Source organism: Kocuria salsicia (assembly GCF_007681555.1).
GTDB lineage: Bacteria > Actinomycetota > Actinomycetes > Actinomycetales > Micrococcaceae > Kocuria > Kocuria salsicia.
Map to the genome: position 1 here is coordinate 384,797 of NZ_VELE01000001.1, position 23,582 is coordinate 408,378.

Here is a 23,582-nt window from a genome sequence, read left to right on the forward strand (position 1 = left end):
CGCGATCCCGACCGGGGCCGTGAGAATCGGTGGCACGTGAGCGTGAGCGAGCTTATCACGAACAATTCTCAATTAGCGGCCAGATGAGAACACCCACTCGCGCCCGCGTCGGCACATGGCCCCGCGCCTCACGTCCAAGACTCCGAGCGTGGGCGACCCTCGTCGTAGCCGGACTGCGACTGGACGCCGACAACGGCGCGCGCCGCGAACTGCTCGAGGCTCGCGGCCCCCGCGTAGGTCATCGAGCTGCGCACCCCGGACGTGATGTGGTCCAGCAGGTCCTCCACGCCGGGGCGCTGCGGGTCCAGGTACATGGTGGAGTTGGAGATGCCCTCCTCGAACAGGGCCTTGCGGGCGCGGGCGAAGCGGTCCTCGCCGACCGTGCGGTGGCGCACCGCACGGGCCGAGGCCATTCCGAAGGACTCCTTGTAGGCGCGACCGTTCGCGTCCACGTTGATCTCCCCCGGGCTCTCGTGCGTTCCCGCGAACCAGGAGCCCACCATCACCTGGCTTGCTCCGGCGGCGAGGGCGAGGGCGACGTCGCGCGGGTGCTTGACGCCGCCGTCCGCCCACACGTGTGCGCCGAGGTCCGCCGCGGCCTCCGCGCACTCGACGACCGCCGAGAACTGGGGGCGCCCGACCGCCGTCATCATGCGGGTGGTGCACATGGCGCCGGGTCCGACCCCCACCTTCACGATGTCCGCACCGGCCGAGACGAGGTCCCGGACGCCGTCCGCGGTGACCACGTTGCCCGCAACCACGGGGACCTGCGGGTCCAGCGCGCGCACGGCCGCCAGTGCCTCGAGCGCCTTGACCTGGTGTCCGTGCGCGGTGTCCACCACGAGGACGTCCACCCCGGCCGCGAGGAGCCTGGCCGCCTTGCCGGAGACGTCCCCGTTGATGCCCACCGCGGCGCCCACACGCAGCCGCCCGGAGATGTCCAGCGCGGGCGTGTAGATGGTGGAGCGCACGAGTCCCTGCCGCGTCAGCAGCCCCACCACCTCGCGTCCGCGCAGCACGGGTGCGGCCTGGACGCGGGCGCCGCTGAGCGTGTCGTAGGCGGCGCGCAGCGCGGCGGGGTCCGAGGTGGCGGGAAGCTCCGAGACCTGAAGCACGGGTCCGTCCGCCCGCGCGAGGTCGCGCAGCTGCGTGAAGCGGTCCACGTCCCGGCAGTCCGCGTCCAGCACGACCCCCGCGTAGCCGCCCTCCTCGTCCGTGACGAGCACGGCACCGTGCGGGCGCTTGTGCATGATGCCCAGGGCGTCGTGGATGGTGCTCGTGCCGGGCAGCACCACGGGGGTCTCGTAGAGCGGGGAGCGGTCCTTGACCCAGGCCGTGACCTCGGCGATCACGTCCAGCGGGACGTCCTGCGGGAGGATGCCCAGGCCGCCGCGCCGCGCCATGGTCTCGACCATGCGGCGGCCCGTCACCGCGGTCATGTTCGCGGCGACGAGCGGGATCGTGGCCCCCGTGCCGTCGCCGGGCGTGAGGTCCACGTCGAAGCGGGACGTCACCCGGGACATGGAGGGCACGAGGAAGACGTCGTTGTAGGTGAGGTCCGTGGTCGGAGTCGTGAGGTAGCGCACGTCACGGGAGTCTACGGTGTCCCCGCCGAGGCCGCGCGGGCCGGGGCCGGGCAGGGCTGCGGGTTAGTGCCGGGTGCGGTGCGGGAGCGCACCGTCACGGGTGGCACGCGCCCAGCTGCCTTACTAGACTGGAAAGTCGGCACGGCTTTGCGAGCGCGAAGCCACTGCAGGTCAGCCACGGCGGGTAAGCTCCGTGGGAGCCACCAGCGGGCCACGAGGACCAGCTCGCCGCCCGGGACACACAGCACTTACGGAAGAGGCGTATCACTCGTGCCAGAGCAGCCGCAGCACCTTATCCCTGAAGAATTCGCCGGCAACGAATGGCTCGTGGACGAGCTGTTTGAGAAGTACCAGGCGGACAAGAACTCGGTGGACAAGAAGTGGTGGCCCATCTTCGAGCAGATGGACGGCGGCGACAAGCCCTCAGAGGTCGCCTCGTCCTCCCGTCGCAGCGACTCGGACGCGAAGCCCGCGGCCTCCAGCAACCAGGCTTCCGGCGCGCAGGGTTCCGGCAAGCAGGCCTCCCCCAAGCAGAACTCCGCCACTCAGAGCTCCGGCGCGCAGGCATCCGGTGCGAAGAGCTCGGGGACCGGCGCCGCGGCGTCGTCGTCGGCGTCCGCTCCCAAGGCCGCTGCCGCGCCCGAGCGCGCGAAGTCCCCGGCTCCCGCCGCCACCGGATCGAAGGCCAAGGGCCGTCCCGCGGGCGTGGACACCGAGGCCGACGCCGCGGAGGCCTCCGGCACCAAGCGCCCCATCCGTGCACAGCCGGAGGATCACCAGGGCGAGGCGTCCGCGAAGGCCGCCAAGGAGAAGCCGGCCGAGGACACCGTGGTCAAGCTGCGCGGTCCCGCCAAGGCCGTGGCCGCCAACATGGAGGCCTCTCTCACGGTCCCCACCGCCACCACCGTGCGCGCCGTGCCGGCCAAGCTGCTGATCGACAACCGCCTGGTCATCAACTCGCACCTCGCCCGCAACCGCGGCGGCAAGGTCTCCTTCACCCACCTCGTGGGCTACGCCGTCATTCGTGCGCTGTCCAACTTCCCGTCCATGAACGTGATCTACGACGACTCGGACGGAAAACCCGCCGCCGTCCACCCGGCGCACGTAAACTTCGGGATCGCGATCGACATCCCCAACAAGGACGGTTCCCGCAACCTCGTGGTGCCCAACGTCAAGGGCGCCGAGGAGATGTCGTTCCTCCAGTTCTGGACCGCCTACGAGGACATCGTCAAGCGCGGGCGCAACGGGGCGCTCACCATGGACGACTACGCCGGGACCACCGTCTCCCTGACCAACCCCGGCGGCATCGGCACCGTGCACTCCGTGCCGCGGCTGTCCAAGGGCCAGGCGTGCATCATCGGCGTGGGCGCGCTCGACTACCCCGCCGAGTACAAGGGCGCTTCCCCCCGCACGATCGCCCGCAACGCGGTCTCCAAGATCATCACCTTGACCTCCACCTACGACCACCGCGTGATCCAGGGCGCCGGCTCCGGCGAGTTCCTCAAGCTCGTGGAGCACTACCTGCTGGGCGGGGACGACTTCTACGACCACATCTTCGAGGCCCTGCGCATCCCCTACGAGCCCGTCCGCTGGGCCGTTGACAACCAGGTCAACCCCGAGATCCAGATCAACAAGGTGGCGCGGATCCAGCAGCTGATCCACGCCTACCGCGTGCGTGGACACCTCATGGCGGACACCAACCCGCTCGAGTACGTGATGCGCAAGCACCCGGACCTGGACATCCGCACCTACGGCCTCACCCTGTGGGACCTCGAGCGCGAGTGGCCCACCGGCGGCTTCGGCGGCCAGAACCTGCTCACCCTGCGCGTGATCCTCGGCCGGCTGCGGGACGCCTACTGCCGCACCGTGGGTGTGGAGTACATGCACATCCAGGAGCCCGAGCAGCGCGAGTGGTTCCAGTCCAAGCTCGAGCGGGACTACCAGAAGCCGGCCCGTGAGGAGCAGTTCCACATCCTGGAGCGTCTCAACGCCGCGGAGGCCTTCGAGACCTTCCTGCAGACCAAGTACGTGGGCCAGAAGCGCTTCTCCCTGGAGGGCGGCGAGTCCCTGATCCCGCTGCTGGACGCGATCATCTCCGACGCCGCGGACGCCTCCCTCGCGGGCGTGGGCATCGCCATGGCCCACCGCGGGCGCCTGAACGTGCTCACCAACATCGCGGGCAAGTCCTACGCCCAGGTCTTCCGCGAGTTCGAGGGCAGCCAGGACCCGCGCGCCTCCGAGGGCTCCGGCGACGTGAAGTACCACCTGGGCACCGAGGGCGTCTTCACCTCCGACAACGGCAACGAGACCCAGGTCTACCTGGCCGCGAATCCCTCCCACCTTGAGGCCGCGGATCCCGTGATCGAGGGCATCGCCCGCGCCAAGACGGACGTGCTGGGCGCCGGCCCCGAGGGCAACGGCGAGTTCCCCGTGCTGCCCATCCAGGTCCACGGCGACGCCGCCATGGCCGGGCAGGGCATCGTCTACGAGGTCATGCAGATGTCCGGGCTGGACGCCTACAACGTGGGCGGCACCATCCACGTGGTGGTCAACAACCAGGTGGGCTTCACCACCTCGCCCTCCGCGGGCCGCACCTCCACCTACTCCACGGACGTGGGCCGCACGGTGCAGGCACCGATCTTCCACGTCAACGCGGACGACCCCGAGGCCGTGACCCGCGTGGCGCAGCTCGCCTTCGAGTACCGCCAGCGCTTCCACCACGACGTCGTGGTCGACCTCGTGTGCTACCGCCGCCGCGGCCACAACGAGGGCGACGACCCCTCGATGACCCAGCCGCTGATGTACTCGCTGATCGACGGCAAGCGCTCCACCCGCAAGATCTACACCGAGAACCTCGTGGGCCGCGGTGACATCAACCAAGAGGAGGCGGACCGGGCACTGAAGGACTACCAGGAGCGCCTCGAGCGGGTCTTCGCGGAGACGCACGAAGCCCAGAACTCCACGGTTCCCCTGGTCACCGGGGATGCCGCGGCGATCGCCAACATCGAGCGCCCCTCCGCCCAGCAGGCGGACTCCGGGGTGTCCGTGCCCAAGACCACGGCCATCTCCGAGGAGACCGCACGCCGCATCGGCGAGGCCCACGTGGACTTCCCCGAGAACTTCACCATGCACCGCAAGCTGCAGAAGCTCGCGGAGAGGCGCCGGGAGATGACTCTCGAGGGCGGCATCGACTGGGGCATGGGCGAGCTCATGGCCTTCGGCTCCCTCGTGATGGACGGCGTTCCGGTACGGATGTCCGGCCAGGATGTCCGCCGCGGCACGTTCACCCAGCGTCACGCGGTGTTCTTCGATGCCGAGAACGGTGCGGAGTGGACGCCCCTGAACAACCTCTCTGCGGACCAGGCACGGTTCTCGATCTACAACTCCCTGCTCTCCGAGTACGGCGTGCTGGGCTTCGAGTACGGCTACTCTGTGGAGCGCCCCGAGGCGCTCACTGTGTGGGAGGCCCAGTTCGGCGACTTCATCAACGGTGCGCAGACGATCGTGGACGAGTTCATCTCCTCCGCGGAGCAGAAGTGGGGCCAGCGCTCCAACCTGGTCATGCTGCTGCCTCACGGCTTCGAGGGCCAGGGCCCGGACCACTCCTCCGCCCGCATCGAGCGCTTCCTGTCGCTGTGCGCGGAGAAGAACATGATCGTGGCTCAGCCCTCCACCCCGGCGAACCACTTCCACCTGCTGCGGCGCCAGGCGTACTCCCGTCCCCGCCGTCCGCTGGTCGTGGCGACCCCCAAGCAGCTGCTGCGCCTGAAGGCGGCCGCTTCCCCGGTGGAGGAGTTCACGCGCGGCAACTTCCAGTCGGTCATCCCGGACGCCGCGGAGTTCGACGACGCCAAGGTCACGGACGTGATCCTCGTCTCCGGCCGCCTGTACTACGACCTCGCGGCCCAGCGGAAAAAGTCGGACGACCACTCCACCGCGATCGTGCGCGTTGAGCAGCTCTACCCGCTGCCCACGGACGAGATCAAGGCGCAGCTGGACCGCTACCCGGATGCGCGCATCATCTGGGCGCAGGACGAGCCTGCCAACCAGGGCGCGTGGCCGTTCATGGCCGTGAACCTGGTGCCCCAGCTGGACCGCCCCGTCACGCTGGCCTCGCGCCCTGCCTCCGCCTCCCCCGCGAACGGCTCGGCCAAGCGCCACGCCGCCGAGCTGGAGACCCTCGTGCAGCAGGCGTTCGACCGCGGCGAGTGAGATCCCCGTGCGGTGCGCTCCGGTTGCGGGCCGGGGCACACCGCACGCCGGGGCACCGGAACGGATCCTCCGCTGTTCCGCACCCGGCCTGGTCGAGTCCGTGGCAGCGGGGGATCGACGACAGCGCGGCCACCCCGGTCCGCGCGGCAACCCGAAGGATGTAGAAGAGTGGACCAACGCAGGATCCGCATTGTGGCCGTGGGAGACGAACTGCTGGCCGGCGTGGACGACCCCCGCGCGCTCGGCTGGTTCGGCCGCGTCATGGCCCGCACCCCCCGCGACGTCGTCCCGGTGGACGCGTACAACCTCGCGGCGCCGGGCGAAGGCAGCGAGACCCTCAACGAGCGCTGGTTCGACGAAGCGGCACGCCGCTTCGACCCGGCCTGCGACAACCGCCTGGTCATCGCGCCCTCCGTGCTGGACATCGACCTAGGCATCACGTCCGCGCGCTCCCGCCTGAACATGGCGAACATCGTGGACCAGGCCACCCAGAACAACGTCAAGGTGCTCGTGGTGGGGCCTCCCCCCACGCTGGACCCGCAGCGCAACCGCAAGATCGCTGACCTCTCCGCCGCCTACGGGGACGTCACCACCCGCCGCAACCACGTGTACGTGGACACGTTCAACCCCCTGCAGCACCACGAGCAGTGGCGCAAGGACCTCGCCGCGAACCACGGCAACCCGGGACAGGCCGGCTACGGCCTCATCGCGTGGCTCGTGCTGCACCGTGGCTGGTACTCCTGGCTGCAGCTGCCCGAGCCCCGCTGACCCGAGCGGAACCCGGTACGCACACGCACTCCGCGGACGCGGGTCGTTGTCCCCGGTCGCTCGCAACCGTGGCCTGCTCGGGTGGCTCGCACCGGCGCGAGGATGTGAGATACTGACAGACGATGTCCCAGCCAATCACTGCAGGAGGTACATCATGAGCAAGCGTGGACGTAAGCGCAAGGATCGTCGTAAGAACTCGGCAAACCGCGGCAAGCGGCCCAACTCCTGAGGTCTTGCACACGAACCACAGAACGCCCGTGACCGTCATGGTCACGGGCGTTCTGCACGTCCGGGGTTGGAACAGATGACTGTTCAGGCCACCGGGTGCTCCCGGCACTGGGCGTCGATCCGCTCGAGGATCGAGCGCTTGAGCTCCGTGGGCGCCGTCTCGCAGCACGAACGCTTCATGACCGAGCGGATGATGCACTCGAAGTTGTACTCACGCGCGCACTCCGGGCAGTCCGTGAGGTGCGCGTGGATCTCTTCGAGGTCCTCGGTGGTCAGCGCGCCGTCCAGGTACTCGTAGATCCTGCGGATGCGCTCGTCCGTGCAGCCGTTGTGGCACGGTTTGTCGGTCATGTTTTCAGCCTCGATCCTTCGCTGGTGCGCCGTCCTTGCCCTTGCGGGTTTTGGACGTGTCAAATCCTCGTTCCTGGGCGTAGTCGCCCAGTTTCTCTCGCAAAAGCTTGCGCCCCCGGTGCAACCGGGACATCACGGTGCCGATGGGCGTGTCCATGATCTCGGAGATCTCCTTGTACGCGAATCCCTCCACGTCGGAGAAGTAGACCGCCAGGCGGAACTCCTCGGGCAGCTCCTGCAGTGCCCGCTTGACGTCCGAGTCCGGCAGGTGGTCCAGCGCCTCAACCTCGGCAGAGCGCAGACCTGTGGAGGTGTGCGACTCCGCTCGATGCAGCTGCCAGTCCTCCACCGCGTCCGTGTTGGCCTGGCGGGGTTCGCGCTGACGCTTGCGGTACAGGTTGATGTAGGTGTTCGTGAGGATCCGGTACAGCCAGGCCTTGAGGTTGGTCCCGGGTTTGTACTGGTGGAACGCGGAGAACGCCTTGGTGTAGGCCTCCTGCACCAGGTCCTCGGCATCGGAGGGGTTGCGCGCCATGCGCAACGCGGCGGCGTAGAGCTGGTCCACGTACTGCATGGCGTCGCGCTCGAACCGTTCGCGCCGCTGCTGCGTGGACTCCTCCCCGGCGGGCACTTCCTCCGGGTGGTCCACTGCGCGGGAGTCTTGACTTCGCTGATCGTTCATCGTTCCCAAGTCTAGGGTCGCGACCGGCATCTGCAGTGATCACCCCATTCCGTGGCTCGTACGCGGCACGGCACCGTGGGCGCGGCGCCGTCTGTCCATTCGGCATAACACGCCGTCCGCACGCGGGTATTCCCGGGGAGGCACGGGCGCAGGCCGATAGGATGGTCGGTGTGCCCTCCCGGAAGTGCCGGGATGCTAGGAGGAGAACCATGAGCATCGTTCGTCGTCTCGCCCGCCCGCTGCTGGCCACCGGCTACATCGCCGGAGGCATTGATGCGTTCCGCAATTCGTCCGCGGCCGCCCAGCAGCTGGATCCCGTGCTGAAGGCCGTGGAGTCCGCTGTCCCCCAGCTGCGCCCCGTGACCGCCAACCGCGCCGTCGTCGCCCAGGGTGTCGCCGCCGCGCAGGTCACCGCTGCGTCCCTGCTGGCCATCAGCAAGTTGCCCCGCCTCTCGGCCACCGTGCTGCTGGGTACCACCGCGCTCAACGGCTACACCCAGTACCGCTCCGCGGACACGGGCTCTGCCGAGGGCAAGGCCACCCGCCGTGCCGGTCTGCTGAAGAACGTGTCCCTGCTCGGTGCCGTGATGATCGCCGCCGTGGACACCTCCGGCAACCCCTCGCTGGCGTGGCGCGCGAGCCACCTCGCGGACGACGTCCGCAAGAACGCCGCGAAGGTGGGCAAGGACACGAAGAAGAAGCTGGCGCAGGCCGAGAAGGCCGTGCAGGACGCCGTCTCGAACTAGGAGCCGTACCCACGTGACGCCGAGCAACGGCTTGCCGCAGTCCCCAGGCCCGCACTGGCCCGCACCCTGGCGAGCCACTCCCGTCTCCGCCACGGTGGCGATCCCCGGGTCCAAGTCCCTGACCAACAGGTACCTGGTGCTCGCGGCGCTGGCCTCCGGGCCCTCGGTGCTGCGCAAGCCGTTGCACTCGCGTGACAGCGCCCTGATGGTGGCCGCGCTCGAGCAGCTGGGCGCGGTGGTCACCCCCCTCCCCGATCCCGGCCCCTTCGGCCCGGATCTGCGCGTCACCCCCATGCCGGTGGGCCGCGCGCTCGAGGAGCCCGTAGCGGTGGACTGCGGTCTCGCCGGCACGGTCATGCGCTTCGTCCCGCCGCTGGCAGCACTGCGTGACGGGGCCGTGGACTTCGACGGCGACGCCGGAGCCCGCGTCCGCCCCATGGGTCCCGTGGTCGCGGGGCTGCGCGAGCTCGGAGTGGGCGTCGAGGACGACGGCCGGGGCACGCTGCCCTTGCGCGTCCTCGGAACCGGAGCCGTGGCCGGGGGAACCGTGTCGATCGACGCGAGCGGGTCGTCCCAGTTCGTCTCCGCCCTGCTGCTGGCGGCCGTTGCCTTCGACGCCCCCCTCGTCCTGCGCCACGAGGGCTCGGGGGGCGTGCCGTCCCTGCCCCACGTGGACATGACCGTGGCGGTGCTGCGCGAGGCCGGCGCGGACGCCGAGCGCACTGGTCCCGCCGAGTGGCGGGTGACCCCCGGAGCAGTGACAGGGATGGACGTCACCGTGGAACCGGACCTTTCCAACGCCGGCCCCTTCCTGGCGGCCGCCGTGGTGAGCGGTGGATCGGTCAGCATCCCGGACTGGCCTGTGCAGACCACCCAGGGCGGCGACCACTGGCGGCAGATCCTGCCCCAGTTCGGCGCGCAGGCCCAGCTGGATGGCACCACCTTCACGGTGAGCGGTCCGCAGCAGATCAGCGGGGTGGACCTGAACCTCTCCGAGGCCGGCGAACTGGCCCCCACCGTGGCCGCGCTGTGCGCGCTGGCCACCACGCCGTCCCGGCTGCGGGGCATCGCCCACCTGCGGGGGCACGAGACGGACAGGCTCGCGGCGCTGAGCACGGAGCTCAACGCCCTGGGCGGGAACGTGCAGGAGACGCCGGACGGACTGGTCATCACCCCCGCACCCCTGCACGGCGGCGTGTTCCACAGCTACCACGACCACCGCATGGCCACCGCCGGGGCGATCCTGGGGCTGCGTGTCCCGGGCATCGAGGTCGAGGACATCGCCACCACGTCGAAGACCCTGCCGGACTTCCCGGTGATGTGGGCCCGGACGCTCGGCTCGGAGGCCTGAACGGTGGCGGGCAGGAGCTGGGACGAGTCGGACGTCCGCGTCAGGGCCAACAAGCGGGGCTCGCGTCCCCGCACCAAGCAGCGCCCGGCGCACGACGACGCCGTGATCGCACGTGTCGTCGCCGTCGACCGCGGCCGGTACACGTGCGTGGTGGACGAGGACGGCCCGACCCCGCGCACCGTGCTGTGCGTCCGGGCCAAGGAGCTGCGGCGTCAGCCCATCGTGCCCGGGGACCGTGTGGGAGTGGTCGGAGACGTCTCCGGGGAGGCTGACACCCTGGCCAGGATCGTGCGGATCGAGCCCCGTTCCACGGTGCTGCGACGCAGCGCGGACGACACCGACCCGGTGGAGCGGGTGATCGTGGCCAACGCGGACCGTCTGGTGCTCGTCCTCGCCGCCGCCTCCCCCACGCCTCGCACCGGATTCGTGGACCGCGGGCTCGTGGCCGCCTGGGACGCCGGCATCACCCCCGTCGTGTGCATGACCAAGACGGACCTCCAGGATCCCACGGAGTTCCTCGAGCACTTCGAGGACCTCGACGTCCTCACGGTGACCACGCAGCGCGCCACGGAACGCGGTCAGCGCCCCGAGGCCGGTCTGCACGACACCTCGCTGGAGGTCTCCCCCGAGTCCCTCGACAGGCTGCGCGCCGTCCTGGACGGGCACGTGAGCGTGTTCTTGGGGCCCTCCGGCGTGGGGAAGTCCACGCTCGTCAACGCGCTCACCGGTTCTCAGCGCGCCACCGGCGGCGTCAACGACGTCACCGGCCGCGGGCGGCACACGTCCTCCTCCGCGCTGGCCCTGACCGTCCCGGGCACCCGCCCCGGCACGTGGGTGGTGGACACCCCCGGCATCCGCTCGCTCGGACTCGCGCACGTGGCGGAGGAGGACCTCCTCAACGCGTTCACGGATCTGGTCCCCGCCACCGCGGACTGCCCCCGCGGGTGCCTGCACACGGAGGACTCCCCCGGCTGCGCGCTCGATGCGTGGGTGCACCGGCCGGAGGCCTCACCCGCCGCCCCCGGAAGGCTCGAGTCCCTGCGGCGCCTGCTGGCGGCGTCGCGCGGGGAGACACAGCGGGGCGACAGCGAAAAGCGGCTCGGACAAGCGATAACGTAGGGACATGCGAGCACCCAGCAACCACACGGACGACCTGCGCCTGGCCCACATCCTGGCGGACTCCGTGGACGGCCTGACCATGAAGCGCTTCAAGTCCCAGGACCTCACGGTGGAGACCAAACCGGATCTCACGCCCGTGACGGACGCGGACCGGGAGGCGGAGCAGATCATCCGCTCGCAGCTGGGACGCATCCGCAACCGTGACGCCGTGATCGGCGAGGAGTTCGGCACCACGGGCTCCGGAGGCCGGCAGTGGGTCGTGGATCCGATCGACGGCACCAAGAACTACGTCCGCGGCGTGCCCGTGTGGGCCACACTCATCGGCCTCGTGGAGGACGGCGAGGTGGTGCTGGGCGTGGTCTCCGCACCCGCCCTGAACCGCCGCTGGTGGGCAGCCAAGGGCTCCGGCGCGTTCACCGGCCGCTCCCTCTCCCAGGCCCAGCGCCTGCACGTGTCCTCGGTGTCCACGCTCCAGGACGCCTCCCTGTCCTACTCCTCGCTCGGCGGCTGGCGGGACCTCGGCGTGCGCGACCGCTTCCTGGATCTCACGGACACCGTGTGGCGCACCCGTGCCTACGGTGACTTCTGGTCCTACTGCCTCGTGGCGGAGGGCGCGGTGGACATCGCGTGCGAACCCGAGCTGAACCTCTACGACATGGCCGCGCTCGTGCCGATCGTGACCGAGGCCGGCGGGCGGTTCACGTCCCTCGCCGGGGAGGACGGCCCCTTCGGGGGCAACGCCCTGGCCACGAACGGCCTCCTGCACGACGCCGCTCTGGACGCCCTCGGCACCCGCGAGTCCTGAGCCGGGAGCGGCCGCCCTCACGCTCCGGTCGATTCCCGCACGCGCCCCGGAGCCCGTGCGTCACAGCCAGGCACGAACGGGCAGGCGCGAAGGGCATGGCGAGAAGAACCCGGACACGGAGAGCCGGGTACGAAGACCCGGACACGACGACGCCCGGCACCGCTGCGAACAGCTGTGCCGGGCGTCGTCGTACCGGGAGCAACGGCGTGGACCGTGACCGGCCCCGCCAGGGACCCCGTCAGGAGTCGATCGAGGTGCCCAGCCTCTCGTTGATGCACTGCTCCATCTGGGTCTGGTCCTGCTGCTGGGCGTACTGCATGCAGTCGCCCATCGAGCCCATGACCCACACGAAGATGGCGGCCATGAACGCCCCGCCGATCAGCGCGAGGGCCGAGAGCACGATGCCCACGATGGCCAGGGCCGGGGAGTCACGGCGGGACTTGCGGATCTTGACCAGGCCTATGATGCCCAGCACCAGGCCCACCAGGCCCAGCAGGCCGCCGAGTCCGAAGAACCAGAAGGTCAGGATGCCGAGGATTCCCAGCACGAGGGACGCGATCGCCAGGCCCTTGCCTGGCACCGGGCCCTGCTGGTAGCCGTTGTAGCCCTGTCCGTAGGACTGCTGCGAGTAGTCGTTCTGGTAGTGCGTGGGGTACCCGCCGCCGGTCTGGTTCCCGTAGCTCTGGCCCGAGTAGTCCTGCTCGCCCGTGCCGGACTGGACGCCGTAGCCCTCGTTGCCGTACCCCTGGTTGCCGTATCCCTGCTGGGTGCTGTGCTCGCCGTAGCCGTTCTGCGAGTAGCCCTGCTGGGGCCCGGCGGGCTCGCCGTAGCCGCCCCGGTAGCTGGAGCGGTCCGCACCCTGGTGGCCGGCGTCCCCGTACTGACCGGTTGTGGCGTGGTCCCCGTACTGGCCGTACTCGGGCTGGGCCTGCCCCGGGGTCTGGGGGCGGTTCTCGGAGTACTGCCCGTACCGGGGCTGCTCGCGGTCGGAGGCCGACGAGGAGCCGGACTGCTCGGAGGGACGTTCGCTCATGGAGGCGCCTGCCTTTCGGTGGTGGTGGTCCGTTGCGGACTCCAGTCTTTCACACGGGGCTCTGCGCCCGCGGGTTCGCTGCACGCATGCAGCGGGGCGGGCGCACGAAAAAAGCCTGGGTCGCGAGGTCGTGTTCACGACGTCGCGGCCCAGGCCGTTCCAGTGGAGATGGGGGGAATTGAACCCCCGTCCGATGCAGCTTTGTCAGGGCTTCTCCGGGTGCAGTGTGCTTGCAGGTTTCTCAGTCCCGGCCATCTCGCACACGAGTGGCCGCCGGACTCAGTCACGTAGAAGTCCTCTGGACGTCCGTGACGTACGTCCAGAGCAGTGACCTTCTAGCTGATGTCAGATCCCAGGTCGAAGGTGTACCTGGGCTGACAGACTGCTGTCGCTACTTACGCAGCGAGAGCGAAGTCAGTGCGCTTGGATTTGGCACTTATATTTTTACAGAGAGCGTTTACGAGATAACTCTGTGTCCTCGACCCGCTTCCCCTGTCTCAACTCACATCGTCGAAACCGATCATCCCCGTATTCATTTTTCAATGAGCACCACGTGCGCCCGGTACCAGTACCGGAGAACCTCGTGGACACACAAGAATACGCCCGCCCCTGACCACACGTCAACAGGCCGCCCGGATCGGACGGGGGAAGGTGTCCCGTGCGGCCCTTGCCCGCTCCCCCACCGTGGCCTACGGTGGGGGCCATGTCCCGATGAGCCCTTCTGAACTCCCCGCGCCCGAGGCCGCTGCCCGGCGGGGACCGCGCCCATCCCAGGACTCTGATGACCACCACACAGCTGCGCACACCCGTCTCCGCCCACGGCGCCTCCGCCCACCTCACGGTGGACGGCGTCTCCTGCTCCTACGGGACCCACCGGGTCCTCACGGACGTCTCCTTCACGGTCCCGGCCGGTCGCCCCACGGGTCTGATCGGCGGGAACGGCTCCGGCAAGAGCACCCTGCTGCGCATCATCGCCGGCGTCCAGGATCCCGATGCCGGCACCGTGCGCTTCTCCGTACCCGGTGGCTCCCCCGTGCGCGTGGGTCTGCTGCACCAGGAACCGCCCTTCTTCCCCGCCGAGACCGTGGCGGACGCCGTCGAGACAGCGGTGCGGCACCTGCGCGACGTGGCGCGCGCCGTCGACGACGCCGCCCGCGCCCTCGCCGCCGCCCCGCAGGACGAGCGCGCCGCCACCGCCTACGCGCACACCCTCGAGGAAGCCGAGCGCACGGGAGCGTGGGACGTGGACACCACCATCTCCACGGTTCTGGAGGGCCTGGGCCTCGGGGGAATCCCCCGGGACCGGCCCACCGGGGAGCTCTCCGGCGGGCAGCGCGCCCGGCTGTCCCTGGCGTGGACCCTGCTCCGCGCCCCGGACGTGCTGCTGCTGGACGAGCCCACGAACCACCTGGACGACGCGGCGATCGGCTTCCTCTCCGCCACCCTGCGCGAATGGCGAGGGCCAGTGCTCTTCGCGAGCCACGACCGCGCGTTCCTGGACGAGACCGTCACCTCGCTCGTGGACCTGGACCCCACCCCGCAGCCGCACGCCACCACCGGCGACCTCGTGGGCGACGGCACGGGCACCGGCATCGGCGTCACCCGGTTCAGCGGCAGCTACTCCCAATACGTGCTCTCCCGCATGGACGCCCGCGAGCGCTGGGAGCGCACCTACCGGGACGAGCAGGAGCGACTCAGGGAACTGCGGGCCGCCGTGAAGGACCAGCACACCGTGGGGCACGCGGGACGCGGCCCCCGCACGGAGGCGCGGGCCGCCAAGAAGTTCTACGCGGACCGCAACGCCACGGTGGTCTCCCGCCGCGTGAACGACGCCCGCGCCCGGCTGGCCGAGCTCGAGGAGAAGCAGATCCGCAAGCCACCCGCCGAGCTGTTCTTCCGCGGTCTCACAGCCGCCGACCCCGCCGCGGAGCACCGGCTGCGGGCGTCAGGACCAGCGGTCACGGCCGTCGACGCCTCGGTGGAGGGACGCCTCGCCCCCGTGTCCCTGAGCGTGGGTGCCGGTGAGAAGTGGCTGCTCACCGGATCCAACGGCGCGGGGAAGTCCACGCTGCTGGGGTTGCTCTCGGGTCGGCTGGGTCCCACCGGCGGCTCGGTGCACACCGCACCCGGGCTGCGCGTGGGGATGCTGGGCCAGGACGACACCCTGGCCACCGCCGATCCGGACAGCACGGTGGCCGCCGTCTACCGGAACATCGTCGGCACAAAACGGGCCGAGGCGGTACCCCTGGGAACCTTCGGGCTGCTGGCCGGGCGGGACGAGAACCGTCGGCTCGGCGAGCTCAGCGTGGGTCAGCGGCGTCGACTCGCCCTGGCGGTGCTGCTCGCGGACCCGCCGCACGTGTTGTTGCTGGACGAGCCCACCAACCACTTCTCACTCGTGCTCGCCACGCAGCTCGAGGCGGCGGTGCCGAACTACCCGGGGACCGTGGTCGTGGCCTCCCACGACCGCTGGTTGCGCAGGAACTGGACCGGCCGGCACCTCGCACTGGAGGTACCGGCCGGGACGCCGTGAGTCGAAGGGCTCAGCCGCGCATGTTGCGGTAGCGCATGGCGCGCTGGGCCTCGCGGTTGTCCTGCTTCTCGCGCAGGGTCTGGCGCTTGTCGTACTCGCGCTTGCCGCGCGCCACCGCGATCTCCACCTTCACGCGCTTGCCGTGCACGAAGTACAGGGACAGCGGGATGATGGTGTAACCGGCTTCGCGCGTCTTGCCCGCGATCTTGTCCAGCTCGGAGCGGTGCAACAGCAGCTTGCGCCGCCGCCGCGCGGAGTGGTTCGTCCACGAGCCCTGCAGGTACTCAGGGATGTGGGCGTGCTCGAGCCACAGCTCACCGCGGTTGTCGAACTGGCAGAACGCGTCCACCAGGGACGCCCGCCCCATGCGCAGCGACTTCACCTCCGTGCCCATGAGCGCCAGACCGGCCTCATAGGTGTCGTAGATGTTGTAGTCGTGGCGCGCCTTCTTGTTGTTGGCCACGATCTGGCGGCCGTCATCAGCGTTCTTCTTGGCCATCGGCCTGTTCTTTCCTCACTGCTCCCCCGGTCCCCGTGCACGCTACGGCCCCCACCCTCGGGGACCGACGACGCCGCGCGGCCGGTGAGAGTCTCTCAGCTCTCGTCGTCGCGGCGCGCGCCTGCACGCCAGCGAATGCCTTCGTCGATGAAAGAGTCGATCCCGCCGTCGAACACGGAACTGGGATTGCCCTCTTCGTAGTTGGTGCGCAGGTCCTTGACCATCTGGTAGGGGTTCAGCACGTACGAGCGCATCTGGTCGCCCCAGGACGCCTTCACGTCCCCCGCCATCTCCTTCTTCTTGGCGTCCGCCTCCTCCTGGCGCTGCAGGAGCAGACGGGACTGCAGCACGCGCAGCGCGGCCGCACGGTTCTGGATCTGCGACTTCTCGTTCTGCATCGACACCACGATCCCCGTGGGAATGTGGGTCATGCGCACGGCCGAGTCGGTGGTGTTCACGGACTGCCCACCGGGACCGGACGAGCGGAACACGTCCACCTTCAGCTCGGTCTCGGGGATCTCCACGGTGTCGTCCGACTCGATGAGCGGGATGACCTCCACCGCGGCGAACGAGGTCTGGCGCCGCCCCTGGTTGTCGAACGGGGAGATGCGCACCAGACGGTGGGTGCCGGCCTCCACGGACAACGTGCCGAACGCGTACGGGGCCTTGACCTCGAACGTGGCGGACTTCAGCCCGGCCTCCTCCGCGTAGGAGGTGTCCAGCACCTTGGTGGGGTAGCCGTGGCGCTCGGCCCAGCGCAGGTACATGCGCATCAGAATCTCCGCGAAGTCGGCGGCGTCCACGCCGCCGGCACCGGAGCGGATGGTGACCACGGCCTCGCGCTCGTCGTACTCGCCGGCCAGCAGGGTCTGGATCTCCAGCTCGGACAGCGCCTTGCGGATGGACTCAAGCTCCACGGCCGAGGCGTCCCGGGTCTCCTGGTCGTCCTCGTCCTCCGCGAGCTCCACCATGACCTCGAGGTCGTCGATGCGCCCGTGGATCTTGTTCAGCCGGTCCACCTTGCTCTGCGCGTGGGAGAGCTGGGACGTGACCTTCTGGGCCTCCTCCGGGTTGTCCCAGAGGTCCGGGGCCGCCGCCTGCTCCGAGAGGTCCGCGATCTGCGTCTTCATGGACTCGACGTCGCTGACCGCCGCCACGGAGTCGTAGGTGGCGCGGAGGGCACGGATTTCTGCAGCGTAGTCAATGGAGGCCATGGCAGACCACTTTACGTCATGGCCCGCGGGCCCCGGGAGCCGGTAGGCTCGGATCCACCCCGCCTGCTCACCGAGGAGACCGTCGATGGAACGTCCTGCAGTGCTCGCACTCGTCCTGGCGGGAGGCAAGGGCTCCCGTCTGGGCGCACTCACGGAGCACACCGTCAAACCTGCCCTCTCGGTGGGCGGCACGTACCGCCTCATCGACATCTCGCTGTCCAACCTGGTGCACTCGCACATCACGGACGTGTGGCTGGTGCAGCAGTACCTGCCCCACGACCTCAACTTCTACATGGCCGGTGGCCGCCCCTGGGACCTGGACCGCTCCCACGGCGGGCTGCACGTGCTGCCTCCCTACGAGGGGGCGGACGGGGAGGGCTTCGCCACGGGCAACTCGGACTCCATCTTCCGGCAGGCCGCGGTCATCCGGGAGGCGGCCCCGGACCTCGTGCTGGTGCTCTCCGCGGACCACCTCTACACCGTGGACTTCAGGGACGTCGTCGACACCCATCTGGGCCGGCGCGCTGACCTCACGATGGTCACCACTGAGGTCACGGAGGACCCCTCCCGCTACAGCGTGGTCCAGACCTCCGAGTCCGGGGAGGTCACGGGCTTCGAGTACAAGCCCGAGGCACCCTCGGGGCATCTGGTGGCCGGGGAGATGTTCCTCTTCACCACGGACGTGCTGCTGGACTCGCTCGAGACGCTGCACGATCAGCTGGGCCAGCTCGGCGACTACGGCGAGGACCTCATCCCCCACGTCCTGGAGCACCACAGGGTGGTGGAGCACCGCCACAGCGGGTACTGGATGGACCTGGGGACCGTCCAGTCCTTCTGGACCGCCCAGCAGCAGCTGCTCGACGGCGACGGCGCGGTCCTGGACGACCCCTCCTGGCCCGTCTGGAGCGGACAGCTCCCTCTGCTCCCCGCATTCGTCGACGACGACGCCGCGGTCATCCGTTCCCTGGTGGCTCCCGGCTCGCACGTGGCCGGTACGGTGGATCACTCGGTGCTCGGGCAGAACGTGACGGTGGAGCACGGTGCGGTGGTGCGCAACTGTGTGCTGCTGGACGGTGTGCACGTGGGCTCCGGCGTGGAGCTGGTGAACGTGGTCGCGGACACCGGAGCACACGTGAGCGGCGGCTCCCGGCGCGGATCCTCCCAGCACGTGACGGTGATCGACCGATCCGGTGCCGTCGCGGACCGTGAGCCGTTCGACACCTCCGCCGCACTGCCCCGGAACTGGGAACAGTACTGACAAGTCCTCCCAGTCCTCTCACCCGAAAGGCCTCTGCCATGCGACGTCCATCCCGCGCCACTCTCGGTCCCGCGCTGCGGCGGGAGCTGTTCCGCACGGTGCGCCACCAGGCCGTCCGCCGCGCGGGCGGTGTGCTCCCCCTGATCGGGCTGTACCGCCGCTACGGTGCATTACGCCAGGTGGCGCGAAACCTCCGGAGTCGCTGACCACGCCCGCTGCCCTGTCCAGCGCCAGCAGTGCGGCCGGAATGCGGGTGAGCACGCCGAGGATCAGCGCAATGCCGCCGACCAGTTCGACGGTGATCGCGAAGGCCGCGGACGCGGTGGACGCGCGGACGCCCATGCCCTCGAAGCTCTGTGCGGTGCCGGAGAAGCGCCACTCCGGGACATCTTGCCAGCCATGCATCAGAAACGTGTTGCCCAGGACCACGCGCAGCACGAGCAGGCCCGGGGCCACCGCGTGGTAGTGCCAGATGCGGCGCACGGGGCGCTCGGCGGGGGCCGAGGTGGCGGACGCGGGACGGGTTTCGGCACCGTGTCACACGGCGTCATGCCTCAGCGACGCATCACGGCCCGGGCATCCCCGGTGGCGCTGATGGGCACACCGGCGGGCACGACGACGTTGACCACAGGCGGGTGGACCACAGCAGTCAGCGAGACCTGAGCCGTCGTCCCGTCCGTGGAGCCGGTGGGCCCGCCCACCGCCAGGCCGCTCACGTCGTGGAACGCGCCGACGGTTCCGAGGTAGCTCGTGGCGGCCCCGGAGACGCCCTCGTCCGTGAGGATGGGCGTGGGCGGACCCGAGCCGGAGCGGTCGACGTCGGTGAAGGTGTCCGCCGCCGCACCCGCCGCGCGGTCCGCGAGAGACTGCAGCTGCCGCTGGCCCACGTACACGCTCGTGATCGCGAGGACAGTGACCACCAGCAGCAGCGAGACGAGGGCGAAGCCGATCAGCACGATGGTGGTCTGGCCCGCGTCCGGGTCCTCGTCAGGTTCCGCCGCCCATCGCGAGCGCAGCAGCGTGAACGGACCGGAACGCCCGCGCCCCGCCGTCGTCAGCACCGGCCTCACGAGTACCGCCCCGCGATCACGGAGACGTCCGCCGACAGGTTCGCGACCGTGGCCGTCGCGAATCCGGGCATGCCCGGCAGGCCCACGCGGATGCTCGCGTGGACGCGCGCCACCGCACCCGGGGAGGCGCACGTGCCGTCCGAGCAGTCCACCGTGACCGTGAGGTCCTGCGGGGCGAAGCCGTGGTCCTGCGCGGCCACGGCGGCGACGTCGTGGATGCCCGTGCGGTCCACGTCCTTCGCCTCCAGCACGGAGATCGCCTGACCCGCCTGCTCGGCCGCGGCGACCACTGCGAAGGACGCCGCCTGCACCCGGGCGACGGTGACCACCAGGTAGATGACGGGGATGAGCAGCAGCAGGCCGAGCCCGATGAACTCCACGATGGCGCTGCCCCGGTCCGGGTCGTCGTCCACGAGCGGTTCCTGCCTCGCCTCAGGAGTCCATGTCCACCGCATGGCCGCTCACCTCCAGTCCCTCGGGAGGGCCGAGGCTTGCGAGCACCGGCAGCGGGGCGACGACGTGGATCTCCACCGCGGGCAGCGCACCCACGCTGGTCCGGGACACCGAGATCTCCTGCGCGTAGCGCTCCCCCACGGTGTCCGCGATGATCCCGCGGGTGCGCTCGGCGCCGTCAGCGTCGGTGCGGTCCGCGAGGCTCGCGTACCGGGCACCCGTCGCGGCGGCGTCGATCAGGGTGTTGCGCACGTGCAGGGCAAATCCCACCTGGAGGATGATCCCGAACAGGATGCTCGCGAGCGCCAGCACCATGACGTACTCCGCCACGGCGCTGCCCTCGTCCACGGCCAGCGCTCCCCCCGTGCCCGCGCGGCGGGGCGCGAGAGGCTCAGAGACCGGAGACCCTGTTGATGGCATCCTGGAACAGCCCCTCCAGCGCCGGGCGTGCGATCAGCAGCAGCCCCGCCACGAGCACGGCGGACATCAGGGTGAGCATGACCCAGCCGGGCACGTCACCCCGGTCGGTCTCGTCACCGTCGGCCTGCAGCCGCGCGGGCACCGCCGTGGTGAGCAGCCAGCCCAGCAGGGCGAGCGGACGGATCAGGTGCTTCATGGGTTTCTCCTTCGTGGAAGTGAGGCGGGGACTGCCGTTCAGAACCCCAGGTTGAGGACCGCAAGGCCCGGGAAGACCGCGAACGCCACGCTCAAGGGCAAGATGAAGAACACGACGGGCACGAGCATGGCGATCTCCTTCTTGCCCGCGATCTCCATCAGGACGCGCTTGTCGTGGTCGCGGACGTCCTGGGCCTGAGCGCGCAGCACGTCCGCGAGCGGAGTGCCCCGCTCGATGGCTACCACGATGCCGTCCACGAAGCGTCCCAGGGCGACCACGTCCGTGCGGGCCGAGAAGTCCTGCAACGCCGTCGTGAGCCCGGCACCGGCCCGCGTCTGGGCGAGGACGGCCCGGAACTCTCCCGCGAGCTCCCCCTCCGCCACGCGGCAGACCCTCTCGAGCGCACCCACGGTGCTCTCCCCAGCACCCACCGCGAGCGCCATGAGCTCCGCCACGGCGGGGAACTCGGCAAGCATCCGTTTCTCCCTGCCGCGGATGCTGCGGGTGAGCAGGTCGCTGCGCAGCCACACGCCCACCCCGGCACCCAGCACGGCCCCGACGGCGAGGATCGCGACGTTCACGTCCTCCCGCAGCACCAGGGCGACACCGAGGGCGCAGCCAGCCACGGCGCCCGCCACCGCGCAGAGCACCTGCTCGGCCCGGTAGTCCATGACGTCCTTGCGGCAGCCGCCCCGCACGAGCCGGCGGGTCAGGACGTCCGCGTTGGAGAACAGGGGCGCGGCACGCCGCAGGAGCCATTCCATGGCCGCGCCCCCGACCGCACCGGCCAGCGCCGTGCCGCGGGTCTGCCGGGAGGACCACGCGGGATCGCTCAAGCCGTTCGCCAGCTCGGCGGCGCGCAGCTGGGGTGCGATGCGCTCCGCGAAGCCCGGCACGCCCACCGCCCGGGTGGCGACCAGCACGAGCCACAACCCCAGGGCAAGGATCGCACCGAGCAGGGCGGAGACCACGGTGGCGTTCATCGCAGCACCCGCCGTTCGGTGGGCAGCGCGCCGAGGCGCAGCATCAGCTGGTAGGCCACCACGGACACCGCGAGGCCTCCCAGGAGGACGGCGGCACCGACCGCTGTGTTGTACGCCTGGACCGCGGCGGGCTGGGTGGCCATCAGCGCGAGGATGAGCCACGGGGCGGCCACGGAGAGCCTGGCGGCGTTGACGGTCCAGGACTGCCGGGCCACGAGCTCGCTGCGGGTGCGCTCGTTCTCGCGCAGGAACTCCGAGAGCGTCCCCAGCAGCCGGCCGAGATCCGTGCCGCCCACCTCGCGGGTGACCCGCAGGGCCTCCACAATGTTGTCCGCCACAGGATCGGCCAGGCGCTGCTTGAGCATCGTGAGCGATCCGTGCAGCTGACCACTCGCACGGTAGTCGGCGGCGAACCGCGCGAAGGCTGGCCGCAGCGGTTCCGGGCCGCGGTACTGCAGCTGCATGAGCGCCTCCGGCAGCCCCATGCCCGCCCGGATCGCCGAGCGCAGGTGGTCCACGACGTCCGGCCACACCTCACGGAACACGGCGGTGCGACGACGGGCGCGGCGGCGCACGAACCAGAGCGGAGTGCACAGGGACACCAGGAAGACACAGAGTCCGAAGACAGCGGCGGAAGTCAGCGCCAGCACCAGGACGCCAGCAACTGACGCGAGCAGGACGCTGAGGCCCACGAATGCGGCGAGCGAGACCGCGGGAAGGTCCGCCTGGATCATCAGGGTGCGGAACCTGCCCGTGCGCGCGTGCCGGGTGCGCGGGGCGGACGGCCGGGTCCAGAAGGACCACCACACCAGGAAGATCCCCGTGCCGAGCAGGGCTCCGAGCAGCGCGCTCACCGGGAGACCCGCCCCGCACGCCCGCTCGACGCCTCACCACGTGGACCGGATCCGTTGCCCCGCGGGCCGGAGCTGCCCCGGCGTGGACCGGAGCCGTTGCGACGTGCACCGGGAGCCGGGCCGCCCGCGCTGCTCACTGCCGTGAGGTCCTCGGCCGAGGACCGTTCCCCTGTCTGGTGGGACGACCCACCGCGAGTCCACACCGGTTCCGAGGTGCCCTCGTCCCCGGGGCCCGGGGCGGCGTCGTCGTGGAGGAGAACCGCCGGCGAGTACCCGGCGCGCACGAACTTGTGCGCCGCGGGCACCTCGGAGGCGACCGCTCGCAGGATGCCGTCCCGCAGCTGGAAGACGGGGTAGGTCTCGATCACCCCGTTCTCCACCCGGTTGCCGACTCCCAGGATTTCGGCCACGCAGCGGTGCCCGTCCGGGGCACGGTGGCAGTGGACCACCATGTCGAAGCACGAGGCCACGGTGGGCACCACGAACGCGCTGCTGATGTTCTCGCCGGCGAGCAGCGGCAAGGTGCAGATCTTGGTGACGGCGTCCCGGGCCGAGTTCGCGTGGATCGAGCACATCCCCGGCAGACCCGCGTTCAGCGCGATCAGCATGTCGAGGCTCTCAGCCTCCCGGACCTCCCCCACCACGAGGCGGTCGGGGCGCATCCGCAGCGCCTCCTTCACGAGCCGCCGCAGCGGGATCTCACCGGTCCCCTCCAGGTTGGCCTGCCGGCACTGCATGCCGACGACGTCGCGCAGCGCCACCTTGAGCTCGAAGACCTCCTCCACGGTGATCACCCGCTCCCGGGGACCGATCGCCGCGCACAGACAGTTGAGCATGGTGGTCTTCCCCGCCTGCGTGGCCCCCGAGACCAGGACGTTCAGGCCGGAGTCCACCGCGGCGTGCAACAACTCCGCCGCCTGCACCGTCATCGAGCCGAGGGCCACGAGGTCTTGCAGCCGACGTGCCCGGGCCACGAACTTGCGGATGTTGACCGCCCAGTGCGCCCGGGTGACGTCAGGAATGACCACGTGCAGCCGGGAGCCGTCCGGTAGGGACGCGTCCACGAACGGGGAGCTGAGGTCCAAACGCCGGCCGGAGGACTTCAGCATCCGCTCCACGAGGGTGCGCACCTGGGACTCGCTCAGCACGAGACTCGTCAGCTCGGACTCCCCGCCGCGTGCCACGTACACCTCGGCCGGTGTCAAGATTGAGCTAGAATCT

The 23,582-nt window shown here is 70.2% G+C and carries 22 protein-coding genes, 1 other RNA gene and 1 pseudogene; 9 read left to right on the plus strand and 15 right to left on the minus strand.

Annotation, left to right across the window (positions count from 1 at the left end; genetic code table 11):
- Positions 1-128: 128 nt before the first annotated feature.
- Positions 129-1,586: a GuaB1 family IMP dehydrogenase-related protein gene (locus FS770_RS01670; protein WP_145009438.1), complete on the minus strand. Its 1,458-nt coding sequence runs from the start codon at positions 1,584-1,586 to the stop codon at positions 129-131.
- A 270-nt stretch (positions 1,587-1,856) separates the two neighbouring features.
- Between FS770_RS01670 and FS770_RS01675 the strand changes: the two genes are divergently transcribed.
- From FS770_RS01675 to FS770_RS14265, 3 genes are all read left to right on the plus strand, one after another.
- The gene (locus tag FS770_RS01675; RefSeq protein WP_145009441.1) at positions 1,857-5,798 is read left to right on the plus strand and encodes a multifunctional oxoglutarate decarboxylase/oxoglutarate dehydrogenase thiamine pyrophosphate-binding subunit/dihydrolipoyllysine-residue succinyltransferase subunit; all 3,942 of its coding nucleotides are present in this window, start codon (positions 1,857-1,859) and stop codon (positions 5,796-5,798) included.
- Positions 5,799-5,966: 168 nt separating this feature from the next.
- Positions 5,967-6,566 (plus strand): GDSL-type esterase/lipase family protein, encoded by a 600-nt coding sequence (locus tag FS770_RS01680; protein ID WP_055085455.1) that lies wholly within the window; start codon positions 5,967-5,969, stop codon positions 6,564-6,566.
- 154 nt (positions 6,567-6,720) lie between these two features.
- Positions 6,721-6,795 (plus strand): 50S ribosomal protein bL37, encoded by a 75-nt coding sequence (locus FS770_RS14265; RefSeq protein WP_098054049.1) that lies wholly within the window; start codon positions 6,721-6,723, stop codon positions 6,793-6,795.
- An 83-nt stretch (positions 6,796-6,878) separates the two neighbouring features.
- Here the strand turns inward: FS770_RS14265 and rsrA are convergent, their stop codons facing one another.
- Both rsrA and FS770_RS01695 read right to left on the minus strand, forming a co-directional pair.
- The gene (gene rsrA / locus FS770_RS01690) at positions 6,879-7,145 is read right to left on the minus strand and encodes a mycothiol system anti-sigma-R factor (RefSeq protein WP_144942168.1); all 267 of its coding nucleotides are present in this window, start codon (positions 7,143-7,145) and stop codon (positions 6,879-6,881) included.
- Positions 7,146-7,149: 4 nt separating this feature from the next.
- On the minus strand, positions 7,150-7,827 hold the full coding sequence (locus tag FS770_RS01695; RefSeq protein WP_144942167.1) for a sigma-70 family RNA polymerase sigma factor: 678 nt from the start codon (positions 7,825-7,827) through the stop codon (positions 7,150-7,152).
- 209 nt (positions 7,828-8,036) lie between these two features.
- On the opposite strand from FS770_RS01695, the gene FS770_RS01700 reads away from it, so the two are divergent.
- The 4 genes from FS770_RS01700 to hisN are packed head-to-tail and all read left to right on the plus strand — an operon-like array spanning position 8,037 to position 11,848.
- Positions 8,037-8,573 carry a DoxX family protein gene (locus FS770_RS01700; protein ID WP_144942166.1) on the plus strand — a complete coding sequence of 179 codons (537 nt, stop codon included), beginning with the start codon at positions 8,037-8,039 and terminating at the stop codon, positions 8,571-8,573.
- A gap of 13 nt (positions 8,574-8,586) precedes the next feature.
- Positions 8,587-9,924, plus strand: a complete 1,338-nt coding sequence (aroA, locus tag FS770_RS01705; protein ID WP_145009446.1) for a 3-phosphoshikimate 1-carboxyvinyltransferase — start codon at positions 8,587-8,589, stop codon at positions 9,922-9,924.
- A 3-nt stretch (positions 9,925-9,927) separates the two neighbouring features.
- On the plus strand, positions 9,928-11,043 hold the full coding sequence (gene rsgA / locus FS770_RS01710; RefSeq protein ID WP_055085464.1) for a ribosome small subunit-dependent GTPase A: 1,116 nt from the start codon (positions 9,928-9,930) through the stop codon (positions 11,041-11,043).
- Positions 11,044-11,047: 4 nt separating this feature from the next.
- Positions 11,048-11,848: a histidinol-phosphatase gene (hisN, locus tag FS770_RS01715; protein ID WP_144942162.1), complete on the plus strand. Its 801-nt coding sequence runs from the start codon at positions 11,048-11,050 to the stop codon at positions 11,846-11,848.
- A 238-nt stretch (positions 11,849-12,086) separates the two neighbouring features.
- Here hisN and FS770_RS01720 read toward each other — a convergent pair whose 3' ends face one another.
- Positions 12,087-12,881, minus strand: a complete 795-nt coding sequence (locus FS770_RS01720) for a DUF4190 domain-containing protein (RefSeq protein ID WP_145009449.1) — start codon at positions 12,879-12,881, stop codon at positions 12,087-12,089.
- 160 nt (positions 12,882-13,041) lie between these two features.
- Positions 13,042-13,409, minus strand: a transfer-messenger RNA (tmRNA) gene (gene ssrA, locus FS770_RS01725).
- A 253-nt stretch (positions 13,410-13,662) separates the two neighbouring features.
- On the opposite strand from ssrA, the gene FS770_RS01730 reads away from it, so the two are divergent.
- Positions 13,663-15,414 carry an ABC-F family ATP-binding cassette domain-containing protein gene (locus FS770_RS01730; protein ID WP_145009453.1) on the plus strand — a complete coding sequence of 584 codons (1,752 nt, stop codon included), beginning with the start codon at positions 13,663-13,665 and terminating at the stop codon, positions 15,412-15,414.
- Between the two features lie 10 nt (positions 15,415-15,424).
- Here FS770_RS01730 and smpB read toward each other — a convergent pair whose 3' ends face one another.
- Both smpB and prfB read right to left on the minus strand, forming a co-directional pair.
- Complete coding sequence (smpB, locus tag FS770_RS01735; protein WP_055085472.1) at positions 15,425-15,913, minus strand: SsrA-binding protein SmpB; 489 nt, start codon at positions 15,911-15,913, stop codon at positions 15,425-15,427.
- A 95-nt stretch (positions 15,914-16,008) separates the two neighbouring features.
- Entirely contained in the window at positions 16,009-17,127 is a 1,119-nt protein-coding gene (prfB, locus tag FS770_RS01740; protein WP_055085474.1) for a peptide chain release factor 2, read from the minus strand.
- Between the two features lie 85 nt (positions 17,128-17,212).
- Between prfB and FS770_RS01745 the strand changes: the two genes are divergently transcribed.
- Entirely contained in the window at positions 17,213-18,385 is a 1,173-nt protein-coding gene (locus FS770_RS01745; protein WP_144942156.1) for a glucose-1-phosphate adenylyltransferase family protein, read from the plus strand.
- A gap of 18 nt (positions 18,386-18,403) precedes the next feature.
- On the opposite strand, the gene FS770_RS13960 is transcribed toward FS770_RS01745, so the two are convergent.
- The 8 genes and pseudogenes from FS770_RS13960 to FS770_RS01785 form a co-directional block, all read right to left on the minus strand.
- Positions 18,404-18,868 (minus strand): DoxX family protein, encoded by a 465-nt coding sequence (locus FS770_RS13960; RefSeq protein ID WP_244944685.1) that lies wholly within the window; start codon positions 18,866-18,868, stop codon positions 18,404-18,406.
- 71 nt (positions 18,869-18,939) lie between these two features.
- Complete coding sequence (locus tag FS770_RS01755) at positions 18,940-19,455, minus strand: pilus assembly protein TadG-related protein (RefSeq protein ID WP_244944686.1); 516 nt, start codon at positions 19,453-19,455, stop codon at positions 18,940-18,942.
- Positions 19,452-19,910, minus strand: a complete 459-nt coding sequence (locus FS770_RS01760) for a hypothetical protein (RefSeq protein WP_244944687.1) — start codon at positions 19,908-19,910, stop codon at positions 19,452-19,454. The genes FS770_RS01755 and FS770_RS01760 overlap by 4 nt, the downstream gene beginning before the upstream one ends.
- A complete protein-coding gene (locus tag FS770_RS01765) occupies positions 19,888-20,256 on the minus strand; it encodes a TadE family protein (protein WP_244944688.1) in 369 nt (122 codons plus the stop codon). Before FS770_RS01765 ends, FS770_RS01760 begins: the two co-directional genes overlap by 23 nt.
- Before the next feature lie 43 nt (positions 20,257-20,299).
- Complete coding sequence (locus FS770_RS01770) at positions 20,300-20,524, minus strand: hypothetical protein (RefSeq protein ID WP_145009456.1); 225 nt, start codon at positions 20,522-20,524, stop codon at positions 20,300-20,302.
- A gap of 38 nt (positions 20,525-20,562) precedes the next feature.
- Positions 20,563-21,507, minus strand: a complete 945-nt coding sequence (locus tag FS770_RS01775; protein ID WP_145009459.1) for a type II secretion system F family protein — start codon at positions 21,505-21,507, stop codon at positions 20,563-20,565.
- Positions 21,504-22,361: a type II secretion system F family protein gene (locus FS770_RS01780; RefSeq protein ID WP_145009462.1), complete on the minus strand. Its 858-nt coding sequence runs from the start codon at positions 22,359-22,361 to the stop codon at positions 21,504-21,506. The genes FS770_RS01775 and FS770_RS01780 overlap by 4 nt, the downstream gene beginning before the upstream one ends.
- Positions 22,358-23,560: pseudogene (locus FS770_RS01785) on the minus strand (TadA family conjugal transfer-associated ATPase); the annotation flags it as partial. The gene FS770_RS01780 and the pseudogene FS770_RS01785, both read right to left, overlap by 4 nt.
- Between the last annotated feature and the right edge of the window lie 22 nt (positions 23,561-23,582).